Origin of the sequence: Microbacterium sp. AG157, assembly GCF_003385695.1 — a bacterium.
In the GTDB taxonomy this organism is placed as follows: Bacteria; Actinomycetota; Actinomycetes; order Actinomycetales; family Microbacteriaceae; genus Microbacterium; species Microbacterium testaceum.
Window position 1 is genome coordinate 999,079 of the sequence record NZ_QRDK01000001.1, and the last position, 18,356, is coordinate 1,017,434.

Annotated in this window: 14 protein-coding genes; 7 read left to right on the forward strand and 7 right to left on the reverse strand. The window is 70.0% G+C overall.

Going from position 1 to position 18,356, the window contains the following annotated elements; all coding sequences use genetic code 11:
- Positions 1 to 109: 109 nt before the first annotated feature.
- The 7 genes from DEU35_RS04810 to DEU35_RS04840 all read right to left on the reverse strand — a co-directional run bounded on the left by DEU35_RS04810 (position 110) and on the right by DEU35_RS04840 (position 13,533).
- A complete protein-coding gene (locus DEU35_RS04810) occupies positions 110 to 1,657 on the reverse strand; it encodes a DEAD/DEAH box helicase (protein WP_103206891.1) in 1,548 nt (515 codons plus the stop codon).
- 220 nt (positions 1,658 to 1,877) lie between these two features.
- On the reverse strand, positions 1,878 to 2,453 hold the full coding sequence (locus tag DEU35_RS04815; RefSeq protein ID WP_116238736.1) for a DNA-3-methyladenine glycosylase I: 576 nt from the start codon (positions 2,451 to 2,453) through the stop codon (positions 1,878 to 1,880).
- A 97-nt stretch (positions 2,454 to 2,550) separates the two neighbouring features.
- A complete protein-coding gene (locus DEU35_RS04820; RefSeq protein ID WP_103206893.1) occupies positions 2,551 to 4,653 on the reverse strand; it encodes an acyl-CoA dehydrogenase in 2,103 nt (700 codons plus the stop codon).
- Positions 4,654 to 5,028: 375 nt separating this feature from the next.
- Positions 5,029 to 7,068, reverse strand: a complete 2,040-nt coding sequence (gene recQ, locus DEU35_RS04825) for a DNA helicase RecQ (protein ID WP_396652079.1) — start codon at positions 7,066 to 7,068, stop codon at positions 5,029 to 5,031.
- A 95-nt stretch (positions 7,069 to 7,163) separates the two neighbouring features.
- Positions 7,164 to 11,117, reverse strand: coding sequence for a type VII secretion protein EccCa (gene eccCa / locus DEU35_RS04830; RefSeq protein ID WP_258027875.1), 3,954 nt, complete (start codon positions 11,115 to 11,117; stop codon positions 7,164 to 7,166).
- Positions 11,118 to 11,164: 47 nt separating this feature from the next.
- Positions 11,165 to 12,172 carry an RDD family protein gene (locus DEU35_RS17300; protein WP_116238738.1) on the reverse strand — a complete coding sequence of 336 codons (1,008 nt, stop codon included), beginning with the start codon at positions 12,170 to 12,172 and terminating at the stop codon, positions 11,165 to 11,167.
- Positions 12,169 to 13,533: a hypothetical protein gene (locus DEU35_RS04840; RefSeq protein WP_146035519.1), complete on the reverse strand. Its 1,365-nt coding sequence runs from the start codon at positions 13,531 to 13,533 to the stop codon at positions 12,169 to 12,171. The genes DEU35_RS17300 and DEU35_RS04840 overlap by 4 nt, the downstream gene beginning before the upstream one ends.
- A gap of 291 nt (positions 13,534 to 13,824) precedes the next feature.
- Between DEU35_RS04840 and DEU35_RS04845 the strand changes: the two genes are divergently transcribed.
- The 7 genes from DEU35_RS04845 to DEU35_RS04875 all read left to right on the forward strand — a co-directional run bounded on the left by DEU35_RS04845 (position 13,825) and on the right by DEU35_RS04875 (position 18,326).
- On the forward strand, positions 13,825 to 14,136 hold the full coding sequence (locus DEU35_RS04845; protein ID WP_055831852.1) for a WXG100 family type VII secretion target: 312 nt from the start codon (positions 13,825 to 13,827) through the stop codon (positions 14,134 to 14,136).
- Between the two features lie 38 nt (positions 14,137 to 14,174).
- Positions 14,175 to 14,453, forward strand: coding sequence for a WXG100 family type VII secretion target (locus DEU35_RS04850; protein WP_103207114.1), 279 nt, complete (start codon positions 14,175 to 14,177; stop codon positions 14,451 to 14,453).
- A 126-nt stretch (positions 14,454 to 14,579) separates the two neighbouring features.
- Positions 14,580 to 14,975 carry a hypothetical protein gene (locus DEU35_RS04855; protein WP_116238739.1) on the forward strand — a complete coding sequence of 132 codons (396 nt, stop codon included), beginning with the start codon at positions 14,580 to 14,582 and terminating at the stop codon, positions 14,973 to 14,975.
- Positions 14,972 to 16,276 carry a S8 family serine peptidase gene (locus tag DEU35_RS04860; protein ID WP_180993387.1) on the forward strand — a complete coding sequence of 435 codons (1,305 nt, stop codon included), beginning with the start codon at positions 14,972 to 14,974 and terminating at the stop codon, positions 16,274 to 16,276. Before DEU35_RS04855 ends, DEU35_RS04860 begins: the two co-directional genes overlap by 4 nt.
- A gap of 356 nt (positions 16,277 to 16,632) precedes the next feature.
- A complete protein-coding gene (locus tag DEU35_RS04865; RefSeq protein ID WP_141376494.1) occupies positions 16,633 to 17,676 on the forward strand; it encodes a hypothetical protein in 1,044 nt (347 codons plus the stop codon).
- Positions 17,677 to 17,721: 45 nt separating this feature from the next.
- The gene (locus tag DEU35_RS04870; RefSeq protein ID WP_116238742.1) at positions 17,722 to 18,042 is read left to right on the forward strand and encodes a WXG100 family type VII secretion target; all 321 of its coding nucleotides are present in this window, start codon (positions 17,722 to 17,724) and stop codon (positions 18,040 to 18,042) included.
- The gene (locus DEU35_RS04875) at positions 18,039 to 18,326 is read left to right on the forward strand and encodes a WXG100 family type VII secretion target (RefSeq protein WP_103206899.1); all 288 of its coding nucleotides are present in this window, start codon (positions 18,039 to 18,041) and stop codon (positions 18,324 to 18,326) included. The genes DEU35_RS04870 and DEU35_RS04875 overlap by 4 nt, the downstream gene beginning before the upstream one ends.
- Positions 18,327 to 18,356 lie beyond the last annotated feature (30 nt).

Genomic DNA, 18,356 nt, shown 5'->3' on the forward strand with positions numbered 1-18,356 from the left:
CCGGGACCGGGGTCGATGATCCCGTCCGCGTGCGCCGACGGGACCCCGTGAACGAGGAGAGAAACGACGAGGCCCCCGCAGACGGATCTGCGGGGGCCTCGTGACGTGATCAGCCCTGGGCGCGACGATTCGTGCGGGGGCTGCGTGCTCCGACGACCATGCCGGTCGTCGGGGTTCCGGATGCCGAGCGGCCCGCGCCCTGCGAACGCGAGGCGCCCGCTCCGGCGCGCTGCCCGCCACCGGCGCCCTGGCCGCGACCGGCACCGGAGCGCTGGCCCTGGCTGCGGCCGCCCTGGGATGCGTGGCCCCCGGCGGCGGGGGCATCGGCCGAGGGACCGCCGGCGCCCCGGCCGCGACGACGACGTCCGCCGCCCGCGGACGCGGCGTCTGCACCCTGGGCGCGCTCGGCGCGCTTGCGCTGGGCGTTTGCGCCCTGCGAGCGTCCACCGCCCTGGGGCTGCGCGATGACCGGCTCGGGCTTGACGTACGGAGCGACCTCGCCGACCAGGGCGACGACCTCGGGAGAGGTCGGCGTCACGGCCGTGGGCGTGGCCGAGATCTTGGCCTTGCGCAGGATGTCGAGGGTGTCGCGACGCTGCTCGGGCAGCATGATCGTCACGACGTCGCCGGCGGTGCCGGCGCGGGCGGTCCGGCCCGAGCGGTGCAGGTACGCCTTGTGCTCCACGGGCGGATCGACGTGCACGACCAGCTCGACGCCGTCGACGTGCACGCCGCGGGCGGCGACATCGGTCGCGACGAGCACCTTGGCGCGGCCGTCACCGAAGGCCGCGAGGTTGCGGTCACGCTGCGGCTGCGAGAGGTTGCCGTGCAGATCGACCGAAGGGATGCCGGCGGCGGTGAGCGCCTTGGCGAGCTTCTTGGCCTGGTGCTTGGTGCGCATGAAGAGGATGCGACGCGCGGTGCCCGAGGCGAGCGTCTGGACGAGGTCCTTCTTCGCGTCGGCGTCGGCCGGGGCGAAGACGTGGTGGGTCATGGCCGCGACGTGCGAGTGCGCTTCGTCGACCGAGTGGAGGACCTCGTTGCGCAGGAAGCGCTTGACGAGCTTGTCCACGCCGTTGTCGAGCGTCGCCGAGAACAGCATGCGCTGTCCGTCGGCGGGCGTGCGGGCGAGCAGGCGGGTGACGCCGGGCAGGAAGCCGAGGTCGGCCATGTGGTCGGCCTCGTCGAGCACGGTGATCTCGACGTCGTCGAGGCTCGCGTACCCCTGGCCGATCAGGTCTTCGAGGCGGCCGGGGCACGCGACGAGGATGTCGACCCCGCCGTGGAACGCATCGACCTGGCGCTTCTGGTTCACGCCGCCGTAGACGGTGGTGGTGACCAGGCCGTACGCGGCCGCGAGAGGCTTGATGACCTCGTCGATCTGGTTGGCGAGCTCACGGGTGGGAGCGAGAACGAGCGCGCGGGGCTTGCGTCCGCGGCGACGGTCGTTCTTGCCGGCGAGACGCGCGACGAGCGGGAGCGAGAAGGCGAGGGTCTTGCCCGAGCCGGTCTTGCCGCGGCCGAGCACGTCGCGCCCGGCGAGGGTGTCGGGCAGGGTGTCGGCCTGAATGGGGAAGGCGTCGTTCTTACCCTGCGAGGCGAGAACGTCGACGAGGGGGGCGGGCACGCCGAGGTCGGCGAAAGTCTGGGACGTCATGAATACTCCAGCCGCGGCGCACGCGCGCACGGCGGTTCGGGATGCCGCGAAGCTGCGGCTGCAATGGGCGAAGGCACCGGGTGGCGCATCCGTTCGCCGTGAAGGTCAAAGGCCCGAGAAGAAGGGGCCGGTGCGTTCGACGACGCTGGGAGCCAATGGCTCCGCACCCCACTCTACCCGTGTGCGGCGGCCCACCGCACATCCGCCCCCGTCGAAGGGGTCACGAGCCAGCCGCGCGCCAGCACCCGGCGACGTGATCGTCGACCATGCCCGAGGACTGCATGAGCGCGTACATCGTGGTGGGACCGACGAACCGGAAACCGCGACGACGCAGCTCTTTACTCATCGCGGTGGATTCCGGCGTCAGGGCGGGGACTTCGGCGAAGGTCGCGGGCGGTGCATGATCCACCGGCGCGAACGACCACAGCAGGGCGTCGAGCTCGCCCTCGCCCATCTCGGCGACCAGGGCGGCGTTGCCGATCACGGCCTCGATCTTGGCGCGGTTGCGGACGATGCCGGCATCCTGCATCAGGCGCTCGACGTCGTCGATGCCGAACCCGGCCACCGCCCGGGGCTCGAAGTCGAGGAAGACCTCGCGGAAACGCGGGCGCTTGCGCAGGATCGTGATCCAGGCGAGACCCGCCTGGAAGCCCTCGAGGCTCATCTTCTCGAACAGCCGACGGTCCCCGTGCAAGGCGGTGCCCCACTCTTCGTCGTGGTACCGCTGGTACTCGGCGTCGGCACCGGCCCACGCGCAGCGAGCCGTGCCGTCGTCACCGATCGAAAGGTCGCTCATGCCCCCAGGCTAGAGCGGACCTCCGACATCGCTGCTCGCGCGTCGGAACGCGAAGCGGACGGCGGCGCCCCCCTCCTTCCGCCGCCCGCCTCGCGCGTCACCGGGCGGGCTTCTTCTCCGGGGTAGGAGCGGTGCCCGCGGCCTTCTGAGCGGCGTAGTACGCCGCGGCTTCGTTCTGACGATCGTCTTCGACACCCGACGCGATGGAGGCGCGGATGTGCTCGGGCCCGTATCCGAACGCGTCGACCAGGTCCTGCGCGTGCGGGCGGAGCCGCGCGCAGAGGCGGTCGATGTAGCTCGACACTGCTGCGCCGCGCTGCGTCGAGAGGCGTCCGTTGATCAGGTACCACGCGAGGTGCTTCTCGATGAGCTGCAGACCGAACAGATCGCGCAGCCAGGTCAGCACCGTGAGCGTGTCGCGATCGTCGATGCGGTTGATGGCGTCGGTGAACGCCTCCCACTGCAACAGCTCGCCGTGGGCACGCGCGGCCTCGATCAGCTGCGCCTGATTCTCGTTGAACAACGCCGCCGCGTCTTCTCGGGAGAGCTTGGATGCCGGGCGCAGACGCCCGGCGATGTCGGCGATCATCTGCTGCACGCGACCGGCGAGCAGCTCATGCTGCTGCTCGGCTCGGAGGCCCTTCTCGACGGAGCGCGCCGTCGAGCCGAAATCGCTGACGGCCTGACCGAGCTGACGCATTCCGGCGCCGTGGAAGAGCTTCCCGGCGGTCTGTCCGACCGCGAAGGCGGCGAGCTGCTTGGCATCCTTGCCCTTGAACTGCTTGGCGTAGTCGGCGAGCAGTCGCTTGCCGACGAGCTGCAGCAGGATGTTGTTGTCCCCTTCGAAGGTGACGTAGATGTCGAGGTCGGCGCGCAGGCCCACGAGACGGTTCTCGAAGAGGAAGCCCTGGCCGCCGCACGCTTCGCGCGACTCCTGCAGGGTGTCGAGGGCGTGCCAGGTCGACAGGGGCTTGAGCGCTGCGGCGAGGGTCTCGAGGTCTTCGCGGTCGGCATCCGTGTCGAGGCGGCCGCTGAAGACGCCGTCGAACTTCTGCAGGAATTCGTCGTGCGCGAAGATCTCGGCGTAGGTCGTCGCCAGACGAGGCAGGAGCCGACGCTGATGCTTGCCGTAGTCGAGCAGGGTGACCTCGGGGGTGCCGTTGCCCGAGTCGAACTGGCGGCGTTGGTTGCCGTAGGTGACGGCGATGATCAGGCCGATGGCCGAGGCCCACGCGGCGGCTCCGTCGAGCGAGACACGACCCTGGACGAGCGTGCCGAGCATCGTGAAGAAGCGGCGGCCGGGGCTGGCGATGTCGCTGGAGTACGTGCCGTCGGCAGCCACGTCGCCGTAGCGGTTGAGGAGGTTCGTGCGGGGCACACGGACCTGGTCGAAGTGCAGCCGACCGTTGTCGATGCCGTTCAGACCGCCCTTGAGGCCGTCGTCCTCTCCGCCGATGCCGGGGAGGAAGTTCCCCTCGTCGTCACGCAGGGGCACGTAGAAGCAGTGCACACCGTGGTTCACGCCCTTCGTGATGAGCTGCGCGAACACGGTCGCTGCCTTGCCGTGCACGGCGGCGTTGCCGAGGTAGTCCTTCCACGCGCCGCGGAACGGCGTGTGGATGACGAACTCCTCGGTCTCGGGGTCGTAGGTCGCGGTCGTTCCGATGGCCGACACGTCGGAGCCGTGTCCGGTCTCGGTCATCGCGAAAGCGCCGGGGATCTCGAGGCTCATGATGCCGGGCAGCCACTTGTCGTGGTGCTCACGGGTGCCCAGCTGAAGAACGGCCGAGCCGAACAGGCCCCACTGCACGCCGGACTTGATCTGCAAGCTGGGGTCGGCCGCGACGAGTTCTTCGAAACCGGCGATGTTGGCGCCGTTGTTCTCTTCGCCCCCCAGGCGCTTGGGGAAGGCGCGGTGGACCGCCTTGTTCTGGACGAGCAGGTGGAGCTGGCTGAGGGTGCGCTCTCGGTGCGCGTCCATGCCCAGGCTGTCATCGCGCCACAGCGCGGGGTCCTTGATCATCTCCCGCGCCTGGCGGCGGGTGTCGCCCCAGGTGCCGAGCAGCAGGTCGGTGACACGCTCGGTGTCGATGCGGCCCTCCGCCGCTTCGGCGGCGGTGTGCGGCGCGGTGGGTGCGCCTCCGACAGGAGTACGCGTGCTCGTGGCGGGCGTGGTGGGACGGACGGCGGCGTCGGTCATCTTCGGCACCTTTCGACGTTGCAAAGGACGGTTCCTACGGTAGGTCTCCCACAACGTGGACCCAAACACCCTGTGACATGTCCACAACGACCCCGCGTCCCGTTTCGCCGGGTCGTTGTGGGTGGTCAACATTCCCGTGAGCGGGCTGAGCGCGGCGGACGCCGTGGGGTCGGCGCGTACCGCGCGCCCGGGCCGCGCGGTCGCCCCAAGACTGCATCTCGCTGACGAGTCGGTGGCGAGGTGTCGCCGGTTTGTCGGCGAGATGCTGTTTCGCGATAGCTCGCGGCGGGAGCAGGCTCCGCGCGAAGGCGCGCGATCGCGGCGGGGTCCGGACCTCCGGGCACGGGGCGTCCAGACCACCCGCGCGCGGCGCCGTCAGTTCGCGGCGACCACGGTCAGGATGCCGTCACCGTATGCTTCGCGCTTTTTGGCGCCGATGCCGGTGATGCCGTCGAGGTCGCCGACGGAGCTCGGACGTGCGGCCGCGATCGCCCGCAGCGTGGCGTCGCCGAAGACGATGTACGCCGGGACCCCCTGCTCGCGGGCCTTCTCGGCCCGCCACGCGCGCAGCGCCTCGAACAGGTCGCGGTCGCCCGGGGCCACGTCGTCGGCGCTGCTCTTGCGCGCGCGGCTCGAGCCGCCGCTGCTGCCGGTGCGGCCCAGGGCATCGCGACGCAGCGGCACCGGGGTCTCGCCGCGCAGGACGCCCGCGGACGCCTCGCTGAGGGCGAGGGTGCCGTAGTCGCCCTGCGCGACGATGATCCCGCGCGCCAGGAGCTGTCGGATCACACTCCGCCAGTCCTGGTCGGACAGGTCGGCCCCGAGCCCGTAGGTACTGAGCCGGTCGTGGCCCTGCTGGGCGATGCGCTCGGTCTTCGCGCCGCGGAGGATGTCGATCAGGTGACCGGCGCCGAAAGCCTGACCCCTCTCGCGCTGCAGGCGCACGATCGTGGACAGCAGCTTCTGCGCCGCGACGAGGCCGTCCCACGTGTCGGGCGGGGTGAGGCACGTGTCGCAGTTGCCGCACGGCTCGGATCGCTGCCCGAAGTAGTCGAGGAGGTTCTGCCGACGGCATCCGACCGTCTCGCACAGGGCCAGCATGGCGTCGAGGTGTTGCCCGAGCCGCATCTTGTAGGAGCGGTCGCCGGGCGACTGGTCGATCATGCGGCGCTGCTGCACGACGTCGCCGAGGCCGTAGGCCATCCACACGGTCGACGGGTCTCCGTCACGGCCGGCGCGGCCGGTCTCCTGGTAGTAGCCCTCGACGGACTTCGGCAGATCGATGTGCGCGACGAAGCGCACGTCGGGCTTGTCGATGCCCATACCGAAGGCGATCGTGGCGACCATGATGACGCCGTCGTCGCGAAGGAACCGCGACTGGTTCGCCGCGCGCACTGAGGCGTCGAGACCCGCGTGGTACGGCAGGGCGTCGAGGCCCTGCGAGCTGAGATAGGCCGCCGTCTGCTCGACGCTCTTTCGACTCAGGGCGTACACGATTCCCGCAGAGCCCTCGGGCTGCGATCGGATGAACTGCACGAGCTGCCGACGCGGGTCGACCTTGGCATCGATGCGGTACTGGATGTTCGGGCGGTCGAAGCTGGCGACGAACCCGCGGGCGTCGCGCAGACGCAGACGCTCGACGATCTCTTGGGCGGTGGCCGGGGTGGCTGTCGCCGTCAGTGCCATGCGCGGGACGTCGGGGAAGCGGTCGGCGAGGTCGCCGAGGGCGAGGTAGTCGGGCCGGAAGTCGTGACCCCACTGCGACACGCAGTGCGCTTCGTCGATGGCGATGACGCTGAGTCGACCGCGCGCGAGGAACGCGAGGGTCTGTGCGCCGTTCAGACGCTCGGGTGCGACGTACAGCAGGTCGAGCTCTCCGGCGAGATAGGCCTGCTCGACGGCCTGCCGTTCGGCGGGCGCCTGGGTCGAGTTGAGATAGCCCGCGCGCACGCCGTTGGCGATCAGGGCCTCGACCTGGTCGTGCATGAGCGCGATCAGCGGGCTGACCACCAGGCCGGTACCGGGTCGCACGAGCGCGGGCACCTGGTACGTGACGCTCTTGCCGCCGCCGGTCGGCATGAGCACGACGGCGTCGCCACCGCCGACGACGTGCTGCACGATCTCGGCCTGGTCGCCGCGGAACGCGTCGTAGCCGTAGACCTCGTGCAGGACGTCTCGCGGGTCGCGCCTCGTGAAGTCGCGGACGGCCGGGAGCTCTCGCGCCGTGCCGGTGACGGTCGCGGCGCGGGCGAACGGCGAAGACGGGTCGACGGGCGGCGGCGGCGCATCGACGTCTTCGGGAGGTGCGAACTGGTCGGGATCCCAGTCCACGCCGGCGTAGGGATCTTCGGGCAGGTCGTACGGCTCGGGCGGCGCGTCGGCGTACGACTCGGATGCGGCGCCGGGGTAAGTCACCCCTCAACGGTAACCCGGGCCACCGACACGCACACCGCCCCGGCATCCGTCGGGGGATGCCGGGGCGGGACACGTTCCTGGGGAGGAACGCCGGATCAGTGCGACGGCGGGGAGAACACCAGCTGCGAGGCGAGAAGACCCTGCTCACGGCTGACGATCTGGGCACGACCGGGAGCCGCGCGCTCGGGCTTCACGCGACCGATGAGCGCGCCCTCTTCGGGGTTTCCGCCGAGCAGGATGCCGGTGACACCCAGGTCGGTGAAGCGCTGAATGATCGGGTCGTACGCCGCGCGGCTCGCGCCACCCGACCGACGGGTCAGGATGACGTGCAGCCCCAGGTCGCCGGCCTGCGCCAGCAGGGGCTGCAGCACGGCGATCGGGTTCCCCTGGCTCGTGGCGACGAGGTCGTAGTCGTCGACGAGGATGAAGCCCTCGGCGCCCTTCCACCAGCTGCGCTCGCGCAGCTGCGTCGGCGTGACATCGGGCCCGGGGATACGCGTCGAGAAGTACTGCGACAGGTCGTTCATCCCACCCGTGGCCAGGTCGTGCGAGGTGAGGTACGCGCCGAGGTACTCGTCGGGGATCTCGCCGAGCAGAGCGCGGCGGTAGTCGACGACGAAGATCTTCGCCTCAGCGGGCGTGTACAGCCGCTGGATCTCTTTGGCCACACCGCGCAGGAACGACGACTTGCCCATCCCCGAGTCGCCGTAGACGAACAGGTGCGGTTCGACGCGGGGATCGATGCCGAAGGGCGACAGCTGAGCTTCCTCGATGCCGAGCAGCATGCGTCGGTCACCGGGCTCGGCGAGAGCGCGCACCTCGTCGAGCGAGATGTTCTCGGGCAGCAGTCGCAGCTTCGGGCCCGGCTCCCCGTGCCAGGCGTTCGCGATCCTGCCGATCATGTCGGCGACGCCGTCCGCGATGGTCGAGGGATCGTCCGACCCGTCGATCCGCGGAACCGACGTGAGCATCTGCAGCTTGGACACGGCGAGACCGCGGCCGGGCTGGCCGACCGGGACGTTGGCCGCCTGCTTGCGATCGACGTCGGAGTCTGTGGGGTCGCCCAGGCGGAGCTCGAGGCGCGTTTGGATGAGGTCCTTGAGGTTCGCACGGATCTCGAGCCACCGGTTCGCGGTGACGACGACGTGTACGCCGAAGCTGAGGCCTCGAGCGGCGATCGTCTGCACTCGCGCCTCGAGCGGCTCGAACTCCGACCGCAGGGTCGACCAGCCGTCGACGATGAGGAACACGTCGCCGAAGCCGTCGTCGAGACGCCCCTCGCGGCGTCGCGAGCGATAGGTCTCGATCGAGTCGACGGCATTGCGGCGGAAATACTGCTCGCGCGCATCGAGCACGGCCTCGACCTCGGCGATCGCACGGCGGACGGCCTCGGGCTCGGTGCGCGTGGCCACACCCGAGATGTGCGGGTGCTGCTGCATCGCGGTGAAGCCGCCGCCGCCGAAGTCGAGCACGAAGAACTGGAACTCCTGCGGGGTTCCCGTCAGCGCCAGAGCCGAGACCAGCGTGCGCGCGAGGGTCGACTTGCCGCTCAGGGGCGAACCGACGATCGCGACGTGACCGGCGGCACCGCCGAGCGACACCGTGAGGTGGTCGCGGCGCTGCTCGAGGGGGATGTCGACCACGCCGATCGGCACGGTCAGAGCGCCCGCTGCGCGCCAGCGACGCGAGACGAGTCCGAGCGCCGGGTCCTCGGCGAGGTCGGGCATGAGCTCGTCGAGCGGGGCGGGGTCGGCGAGCGGCGGCAGCCACACCTGGTGCGCTTCGGGGCCGCGGTCCTTCATGCGGTCGACGGCGATCTGGAAGGTGGAGCGCTTGTCGGTGGCCGGAGTCGCGATCGCCGCGGGAGTGGCATCCGTATTCTCTTCGACCGGATCGACGTCGGGTTGAGCGAGAGCGGTGAAGACCTCGACGCGCGCGGGCCCGGTCGCTCCGGACTCCGGATCGTCCACACTCAAGCGGGCATTGCCCTTCGGCCGACCCGACACGTACGCCGCGCGGAATTGCACGAGGTTCTCGGTGTCGCTCTTGAGGAAGCCGACTCCGGGCTCCTGCGGGAGCGTGTACGCGTCGGGCGTGCCGATGATCGTGCGCGACTCGGCGGCCGAGAAGGTGCGCAGACCGATCCGGTACGACAGGTACGTGTCGAGACCGCGCAGCTTGCCCTCTTCGAGACGCTGGGATGCCAGCAGCAGGTGCACGTGCAGCGATCGACCGACGCGACCGATGTTGAGGAAGCTGTCCACGAACTCGGGCTTGGCCGTCAGCAGCTCGGAGAACTCGTCGACGACGACGAGCAGAGCCGGGAGAGGAGCGAGATCCGATCGACCGCCGAGACGCGCGGTCTCGTACTCGCCGACGTTCGCGAAGTTGCCCGCGGCGCGCAGCAGCTCCTGGCGACGCACCACCTCTCCCTGGAGGGCGTCCTGGAAGCGGTCGACGAGAGCCAGCTCGCTGCCGAGGTTGGTGATGACCGCCGAGACGTGCGGCATCTCGGCCATACCGGCGAAGGTCGCACCACCCTTGAAGTCGACGAGCACGAAGTTGAGCTGTTCCGGAGAGTGCGTCATGGCGAGGGCCAGCACGAGCGTGCGCAGCACCTCGGACTTTCCCGAACCGGTCGCGCCGACCATCACGCCGTGCGGGCCCATGCCCTGCGACGCGGACTCCTTCAGGTCGAGGACGAGGGGCGTGCCCGAGGGCTCCTGGCCGATCGGCACGCGCAGGCGGTCGCGCTCGAGACGGCGCGTCCACGCCTGGTCGAAGTTCACGGTCCGGACGTCGGGCAGCCCCAGGAGCTCGGTGAGCTCCAGCTGGCCCTGCGTCGTCGGCGCATCGACGACGACCATGGGCGCCGGCCGCAGCGGCATGAGCCGTCGGGCGGTGGCCTCGGCCTCGGCGATGGTCATGGCATCCGGAAGGAAGGTCTGGGCCCGGCCCGCGCCGTCGATGAACTCCGCCGGGGCGACGACGGGCTTCGACTCGGCGCGACGCCCCCGCGCGACCACGGGCGCCTCGGCGAGCGCGACGCGCGCCACGTGCGGGTCGTCGAGTTCGTCCCACCGCGGGGGAAGGTCGATCACGGTCACGCCCTGCGCGCCCTCGAGACCGACGAGCGGACTGTTGGTGGGGGTCTCGACGCCGTCGACGATCAGCACCACGTGCGGGGTCACCCCGCCGCCCGGGGTGAAACGCGGACGCGTGGAGAGCTGCGGGGGCAGCATGTCGACGAGTTCGTCGAGGGATGCCGAGATCATGCGCGCGGGCCCGAGTCGGTCCTGCACGCGCGACGACATCGCGTGCGGGAGCCACTTGGCCCAGTCCCACGCGGGCATCTGCGCGGGACCGGCGAGGATCGCGATGATGACGTCTTCGGGGTCGTGCAGGGTGGCCGCGGAGGCCACCAGCGAGCGCGCAAGGCTGCGGACCGCGTCTTCGTCGGAGCCCACGAGCTCGATGCGCGAGTAGTCGCCGAGGGGAAAGCCCAGCGGAAGGTCGCGCTGCATCTCGTGGGTGAGCATGAAGCGGTGCGCGGCCGACGCGGCGACCGGGTCGAGCTGGGCCAGCGGCGGGAGCTCGGGCGCCTCGAGCGTGAGGCTGAGCGGCTGGTCGGTCACGCCGATGCGGGCGAGCAGGAACGTCTCGTCACCGGGCTGACGCTCCCACACGCGCGAGCGCTCTTCGGCGATGAAGGGCAGAGCGGCCGGAGCCGGCATGATCCATCCGCCGTGTCGGCGCTGTTTGCGAGCCGCGACGCGCACCGTGTCGCGGAGGTCGGACAGGTAGGCGAGGTACTCACGGCGGTTGCCGAGCACCTGCGCGTTGCGCTGCGCACGCTGACGCCATCCGTTGACCGCCACGAAGCCGAGGGACGACAGCAGGAACATGCCACCGATGAGAAAGCCCGTCGGCCCGCTGTTCGAGATGGTCACCATCACGATGGCGCCCACGCTGCCGAGCATCGGCAGGAGGGAGGTCAGGATGCCGCTGCCCCCCTCGTTCGGCACGAGTTCGGGTGGCGGCTGGAGCACGATCCGCCCGTTGGGCAAGGACGGCGGGGCGATGCGCGGACCCGTGCTCACACCGGACCTCCGATCAGACGACTCAGGGTGAAGACGCGTTCGCTGAGGCGCACGCGGGTGCCCTCCTCGAGCAGGGTGCGGGAACCGGGGCGCAGCACGTGGACGGTGCCGTCGTCGTCGATCAGCTCCGATCCGTTGGTGGATCCGGCGTCGGTGACCCACGCGGTCTCGCCGTCGTGCTCGAGACGCAGGTGGGTCTTGGAGATGAGGCGATCGGGGTCGTCGACCGAGATGAGCACGTCGTTCGGTTGATCCGCGACGGGGGCGCGACCGAAGTTGACGGCTGCGGGAAGGTCGAACTGTTCGCGCTGACCGGTGTCGAAGACGACGAGCAGTTGCGCACGGCCAACGCCCGGGGTGCGCGCGGGAGCGGTCGGCGCCGGAGCCGAGGGTTCGGGTGCGACGGTCGCGGGGCGCTCCCCGGCGACACTGGGAGCCTCGATGGCGATGATGGGGGCGTCCCATGCCGGAGCGAGAGGCAGGGCCGCCGCCGAGGCGTCCATCCGCAGGGGTTCGCGCGAAGCACCGGTGCGTTGGACCGTGGGCTCGGACAGGACACGGGGCTCATCGGCATCCGGAGCCTGCTTTCCGCGAGGAACCGCTAGCAGAACGGTTCCCGCGGCGCGATCGGCCCAGGAGCGCCGACGGCCCGACTTGTCGAATGCCGCCGAGGCGACGACGACCCACGCGCCGGCGAGGAGGACGACGCCTCCCATCACGACGAGCAGGCCCCGGACGAATGCGCGTCCGGCCCCCGGGACGACGGGCGCTTCCACCCGCGCGGTGCGCAGACCGAAGAGCAGCGCACCGGGGGTGAGTCCGCGTCGCGCCTGCAGGATCCACAGACCGAGCAGGGCCTCGGCGGCGACCGCCGCCCCCAGCACGGGAGAGGCGAGAAGGGATGCCGCGACCGAGACGATGACCACGAGGGCCGCGTCGACACTGAAGGCTCCTACGCGCACCCCCACCGTCGCGGGCGCGCCGAACGGCGTCAGCTGCGTCATGTCGCCATCATCGCACGAGCGATCTCCACCGCTCCGGCCGCGAGCATGCCCGCCGGAAGAGACAACGCCGTGGCCAGCGCCTCGAAGATGTCGCCGGTGCGCGACCAGCCCAGAGAACGCAGTCCGCGACCCACCGGAACGACCAGCAGGGCGGATCCGAGACCGACCACCAGGAGGATGCCGGCGAAGACGACCAGCATGTCGGGCGACACCCTCGGCAGCAGCGCCATCAGGACGGCGACCACCACGGCGGCAGCCCCCAGGCGTTCCACCCACCGCAGGAACGGCACCGTGCTGCGGCGAGAGCTGAGGAGGAGGGCGAGAACGACCGTCGTCGCCAGAGCGATGCGCCCGCCGAGCACGACCGGATTGTCGGTGTCGAATGTCGGCAGCGCCGTGAACGCGCTGGCGGCCCCGGCGGCGATCAACAGAACCACCCCGATCGTGAGGCGGGCGGTGGATCGTTCGACCAGCGCGTCGGCGTCGTCGGCTTCGATCGTGCGGACCTCATCGGGGAGGTTCTGCCGGACCGTCCAGCGCGTGCTCTGGAAGCGGCCGTAGTCGATGAAGGTGCCGGGGGCCACGTCGACGAGGCTCGACTGCAGCACGCGCTGGGCGACGGGCACGAGGCCGAGCGTCACGGCCGCGGGCGCGGACGGGTCGAGGTGCATCAGCAGCGACAACCCCCAGACGGCGGCGAGGACCGCCAGCACGATCGTCGCGGTACGGCTCTGCGCGCGCAGCGTCTCGGTGGCACCGAGCACCCCGATCACTCCCGCGACGACGGCCGCGGCGAGCAGACCCGTGAAGACGGCGACGAGGGGAGCGGCGGCGGGAAGCCCGGGGACCACGGCGACACCACCGCCGAAGGCCAGCGCGACGACGCCCACGACGGGGGCAAGGATCGCCGTGCGCGCCCGGGCGCGCAGGGCGAACACCGCGCCCGCGACGAGAGCGGCGACCAGGGCCAGCACGGCAACGGCCCCCCGCACAGAGGGGGGCAGGCCGTCACCGCCGACCAGACGAAGCAGAGCCAGGATGCCGCCCCCCGCCGCGAGCACCCACCACACGGCCGAGACTCGTGTGGCGTTCGGAGCCGCAGCGGCGCGGGCGACGGCGTCGGGCAACGAGGCGCCGGGGTCGACCAGGACGAGGATGACGCCGTCGTCGAGCGAGGTCATGGCGGTCGCCCGGTCGATCTCGCGGCCGGAGATCCCCACCACACGAGTGCCGCGGGCGGTGTCGGAACCGGCTGCGCGCAGCACGTCGTCGACGCGGGCGCGAAGAGGAACGACCAGGTCGAACCGCGATTCGCCATCGATGAGCGCCACACGACGCCCCTGCACCACCTCTGCGCTCAACGGTCCCCCTCGTTCTCGCGCTCTCCGGCCCACGGGCCGCAACCGCACCAGCGTATCCGTCCCGCACGGAGCCGTGTTCGCCTTTCCACGGTTCACCGGGGATAAAGATGAGAGTTTTGTCATCTTTCAAATTGCGCAAGAGGCTTGAACCGGGGGGATGCTTTACGTAAGTTCGAAGTCCGGTGGGGGGCTCCGGTTCCTCCATCGACGCCGTGTGCGGGTCATCTATCCCCGTGCGCGTATTCGATCCGCAACGCCCGGGCGCGCCCGGAGGAACATCGAGGAGACACAGTGGCAGATCTCATCGCAGCCCAGGAGGGTGCGCTTCGTCGAGGGGCCGAAGCGGTCAACACCGCGAAGTCGGGCATCGACGAGCAGGTGCGCAAGGTTCGCACCGAGCTCGACCAGGTGGCCGGTTTCTGGACCGGCGCCGCGGCCGGCTCGTACACGCAGCTCATGCAGCGTTGGAACGAGGAAACCACCAAGCTCAACAACGTGCTCGTCACGCTCGAGGACGCCCTCCGCGGCACCGAACGCGACCAGGCCGCGTCGGAAGAGTCGCACCAGCAGACCATCGGCAACCTGGGCTCCCTGCTCGGCTGACCCCGCTCGACACGAAAGAAGGAACTCTCATGCAGTCCATGTCCGTTCGTCCCGAGCAGGTCATCGCGCTCTCGGGTCAGATCCGCAACGGTGCCTCCGGCATCCGCACCCGCCTCGACGAGCTCGAGTCGCAGGTCAACGCCCTCCGCTCCTCGTGGGATGGTGACGCCCAGACCGCGTACGACCAGGCTCAGGCCCAGTGGACCCAGTCCATCACCCGCCTGAACGAGCTCCTGCAGCAGATCGCCGGCAAGACCGACGAAATCGCCCAGGGCTACACCTCGACCGACAAGTCCGCCGCCGGCCGCTTCGTCTGAGTCGTCTCGAGCCGGCGGTCGCTGAGGCGGCCGCCGGCTCTTGCGGCCCGTTCGGGCCGCCGCAAGTTTTCCGCGCGGCAACATCGTCGCGTGCTCGCCGCACGCGCGTGAAGAAATGAGTGAAGTATGGGCTCCGTCATTCGGCTCGACAGCGAGTTCGTTCGCGCGAACGTGAGCAAAGTCGTTCAAACAAGCGACGAGCTCCCCGCAGCGACCATCATCGGCGTCGTCGACGGCAATGGAACCGAGCCTGCGGCCTCCCAGTTCACGCAGCTTCTCCGCACCCGTGCCGAGACACTCGGTGCACGCGTCGAAGAGGTGAGGCAATACATCGCGCAGAACGCAGCTGCCCTCTCGCAGGCCGTTCAGACGTTGGAGGAGCGGGATGAGATGAACGCGAGCGACGCACAACAGGTCACGGCGATCATCGACGCGGCATCGACAGCACCTCCGGCGGGCGTCTCGCCGGGTGCCTCTGCCGGGGGGCAGGCCGGCGTGCGCGGCGCCCTTGGCCTGCAGTGAAGCGGCATCCGCTCCGAACGTTCGGAGCAGTTCTCCTCGTCGCCGGGTTCATATCTCTGAGCGCTGCGTCCCCGGCTTCGGCGGCGACGACCTCAGGGACGACCGGCCTCGACTTCTGGTGGGACAAGTACGGCGTTGATGCCGCACATTCGGAGGGCATCACCGGCCGCGGCGTGAAGGTGGCCGTGCTGGAAGAGCAGATCAACCCGTCCCTTCCGGTGTTTGAAGGGCAGAATTTGCGCATCTCGGACAAGCCGGTATGCAAGGACCACCCTTCGATGACGTCTACCAACCCCGACAAGGGCACACGTCACGGCACGACAATGACAGCTTTGCTCATCGGCAACGGCACAGGATCCGGGGGAGTTCGCGGGATCGCTCCCGACGCTGAGGTCACTTTCTATGGGTACGGCCCGGACGATCGCCCGTGCTACCCAGATTCAGCGACCGAGACGGATATGACCGCGTGGGGCTATGGCGTCAAGCTCGCGGTCGATGACGGCGCGAAGATCGTTTACACGGCGGTAGGCATGGAGCGGCACGAAGCGGACGCACCTGCTATCGCGTACGCCATCGCCCGGGGAGTGGCACTTGTTTCTGCGACGGCCAATCCCAGCGCCGCTGACTTGCTCGGCGCACCGATCACCGATGGCGGAGACTCGCTGAATGGGGTCGTCGCCGTATCTGCGATCGGACCGGACGGAGCCCTACAGACCAGCGCGGACGGATCACCCTGGATCATTCCACAAACGACCGTGGTCGCCGGGGGCGACCGGTTCCCAGAGATCGGGACCGAATCCGGGTGGGACGGATCAGCGACGGCCACCGGGTCGTCGAATGCATCTCCCATAGTCGCAGGCATGCTTGCGCTCGCGGCTCAGAAGTTTCCGGAGAGCACGGGAAATCAACTGATCCAGGCGATGCTCGCAACGACGAACGGCGAACGACACGAGCCCTCTCGGACGGAAGACGGTTTCGGCTACGGAGCGGCGTGGCTCCCGACCCTGCTCGCCGTCGACCCGACGACGTTCCCCGATGAGACACCTCTCATGAATAAGAGCGCAGGGTTTCCGACAGCCGATCAGATCGCGGCAGCTAGGACGAACGGATATGTGGCTCCGGATCGAGGCCGAAGCTTCGACCAATACGCCGATGACAGCCCGACCAGCGGTTTCGATTTCTCATCCCTCGTGATGTGGGCCGTCATCGGGATCGTGGCCCTTGTCCTCATCGCGGCGGTCATCACCGTGCTCATCATCGTCACTCAACGCCGTAAGGCGAGAAAGGGGACATCGCCGTGACCGGTACCTGGGAACAGCGTTTGACGAACTTCGCCGAGGGAGGCCAGCCGTGGGACGTTCCCACGCGAGGCTCACTCGTCAACAGCTTGAACGCATTGCGGGAGGTTCTGAACCGCGTCGCAAGCGACCCCGGCATCACAGGAGAGGCCGGATCTGCCGCTCAGGCGAGATTCAGTGCCGCTGCGAGACAGATCGCTCAGCAAGTCACCTACGTCGAGGACGAGCTCGCTCAGCGGCTTGATCAAGCCAACGACGTTCGATCACGCGCGCGAGATGCGCTCGACACACTCCCCTCCGGCTCGCTCTCCGGGGGTCAGGAAGCTGCGGTCCGTGGCGCTGCTACCGGCGCGACTCTCATGCTGGGGCCGATCTCCTTCCTCGCGGGTGAGGGGGCCGTCGGGCTGATCAACGGCTATCTGTCCGATCAACGGGAGGCCGCCGCGCGCTCCGCTATGGAGGGTTTCTCCGACGAGATGGATGCCGTCCAGGTCAGCGACCCCCCACCACTCAACTTCACCTTCTCCGAAACTGACACCGTCGAGCCAACCGGAGGCGGTACCGGTGGGGGCGGGGGTGGAGGCGGCGGACGCTCCGGTGGACGCAGTTTCGAGCAGTACCCCGACTGGGACACGTCCCCAGTCGCGACCCCCGGTGGCAACGACGGCGGCAACTCGCAGCCCGAGTACAACGCGATGCCACAGCCGGGGGTCATCGGGCCACGACCTGACGGCCCGATCCACGGCAACACCCCCATCATCGACCTCGACACCATCAAGCCCGAGCCGACTCCGGACGGCTCGATCATCGGCACCCCGAACTTGCCCGGGGTCATTCCCTCGGCACCCGGAGGCGGTTCGCTCGGCGGTTCCGGCGGCGCGGGAGCGGGCATCGGCTCGGGTCTCGGCGCGGGCCTGATCGCAGGCGGTGGCGGCGCGGCCGCACTCGGCAGCATCGCGCGTGGCGCGGGCGCCCCCGGAGGCAGCCTGTTCAGCGGTGCGGGCGGCACGGCAGCATCCGGCGCAGCCGGTCGCTCGGGCGGCCTGCTCGGCAAGACCGCCGCAGCCGGCTCCGGCCTCGGAACCCGCGGCGTCGGCGGAATGGGCGGTGCCGCCGGCGGCGGCGCACCCGCGGCATCGACGGCCAAGGGTGCCGGTATGCGCGCTGGCGGCGCGGGTGGCGGCGGCGCGGCTGGCGGCGGAGCCGCCGGTGGCGGAGCCCGCGGCGCAGGAGCCGGTGCCGGCAGCCGCGGCGTCGGCGGAATGGGCGGGCCCGGCTCGCGCTCCGACCGGCGCGACGAGGCATCGCGCGGCCTCGGTGGCCCCATCGCCCCCCGCATGGAGGACGATGAGGAGATCGGCCCCCGGTCCGAGAACGCACAAGCCGGCGGACGCGACGAGTGATCTCGTCCTTCGACACACTGAACGGTTCCGACAGGAGAACACGACATGTCTGACCGCATTTCCGCGGAAGAGGGAGCCCTTGCCCGGGGCTCCGAGGTGGTGAACGGCGCGCACGCCGACATCGCCGACAGCACCAGGCGGGTGCTCGCGGAACTCGACGAGCTGCGCGGCAACTGGTCGGGGGACGCGGCGAGCTCGTACGGCATCCTCGTCGAGGAGTGGACGGCGGGCGCGCGGAAGCTGAACGACGTGCTCATCACCCTCAGCGCCGCGCTGCAGGCCACGGCACGCGACCAGGAAGCCGTCGAAGAAGACCACCGCACGACCATCCACGGTCTCGGAACGATGCTGGGAGGCCAGTCGTGAGCGACTTCCGTGTCACGCCCGAGTCGCTGCACGCTGCGGCTGCTCGGCTCCGATCAGAGAGTGCGCGTATCGACGCGACCCTGGGCGGTCTCGACAGCGAGGTCGCTCGCCTGCGGGGACAGTGGGAGGGCGCCGCGCAGGCGGCGTACAACAACGCCCAGCAGCAGTGGAGCGCCACACTCGAGCAGATGCGCGACGTGCTCCAACGCATCTCGAACGCCACCGACTCGATCGCCGACGACTACGTCAGCGCCGATCGCGCGTCGGCGGCGCGTTTCCACTGACATCCGACCCCTGACCCACCGATAGGATTT

Excerpts from the sequence above, each read along its gene's own strand:
- DEU35_RS04810 (WP_103206891.1), bottom strand. The coding sequence starts at position 1,657 with ATGACGTCCCAGACTTTCGCCGACCTCGGCGTGCCCGCCCCCCTCGTC.
- DEU35_RS04815 (WP_116238736.1), bottom strand. The coding sequence starts at position 2,453 with ATGAGCGACCTTTCGATCGGTGACGACGGCACGGCTCGCTGCGCGTGG.
- DEU35_RS04820 (WP_103206893.1), bottom strand. The coding sequence starts at position 4,653 with ATGACCGACGCCGCCGTCCGTCCCACCACGCCCGCCACGAGCACGCGT.
- DEU35_RS17300 (WP_116238738.1), bottom strand. The coding sequence starts at position 12,172 with ATGACGCAGCTGACGCCGTTCGGCGCGCCCGCGACGGTGGGGGTGCGC.
- DEU35_RS04850 (WP_103207114.1), top strand. The coding sequence starts at position 14,175 with ATGTCCGTTCGTCCCGAGCAGGTCATCGCGCTCTCGGGTCAGATCCGC.
- DEU35_RS04855 (WP_116238739.1), top strand. The coding sequence starts at position 14,580 with ATGGGCTCCGTCATTCGGCTCGACAGCGAGTTCGTTCGCGCGAACGTG.
- DEU35_RS04865 (WP_141376494.1), top strand. The coding sequence starts at position 16,633 with ATGCTGGGGCCGATCTCCTTCCTCGCGGGTGAGGGGGCCGTCGGGCTG.
- DEU35_RS04870 (WP_116238742.1), top strand. The coding sequence starts at position 17,722 with ATGTCTGACCGCATTTCCGCGGAAGAGGGAGCCCTTGCCCGGGGCTCC.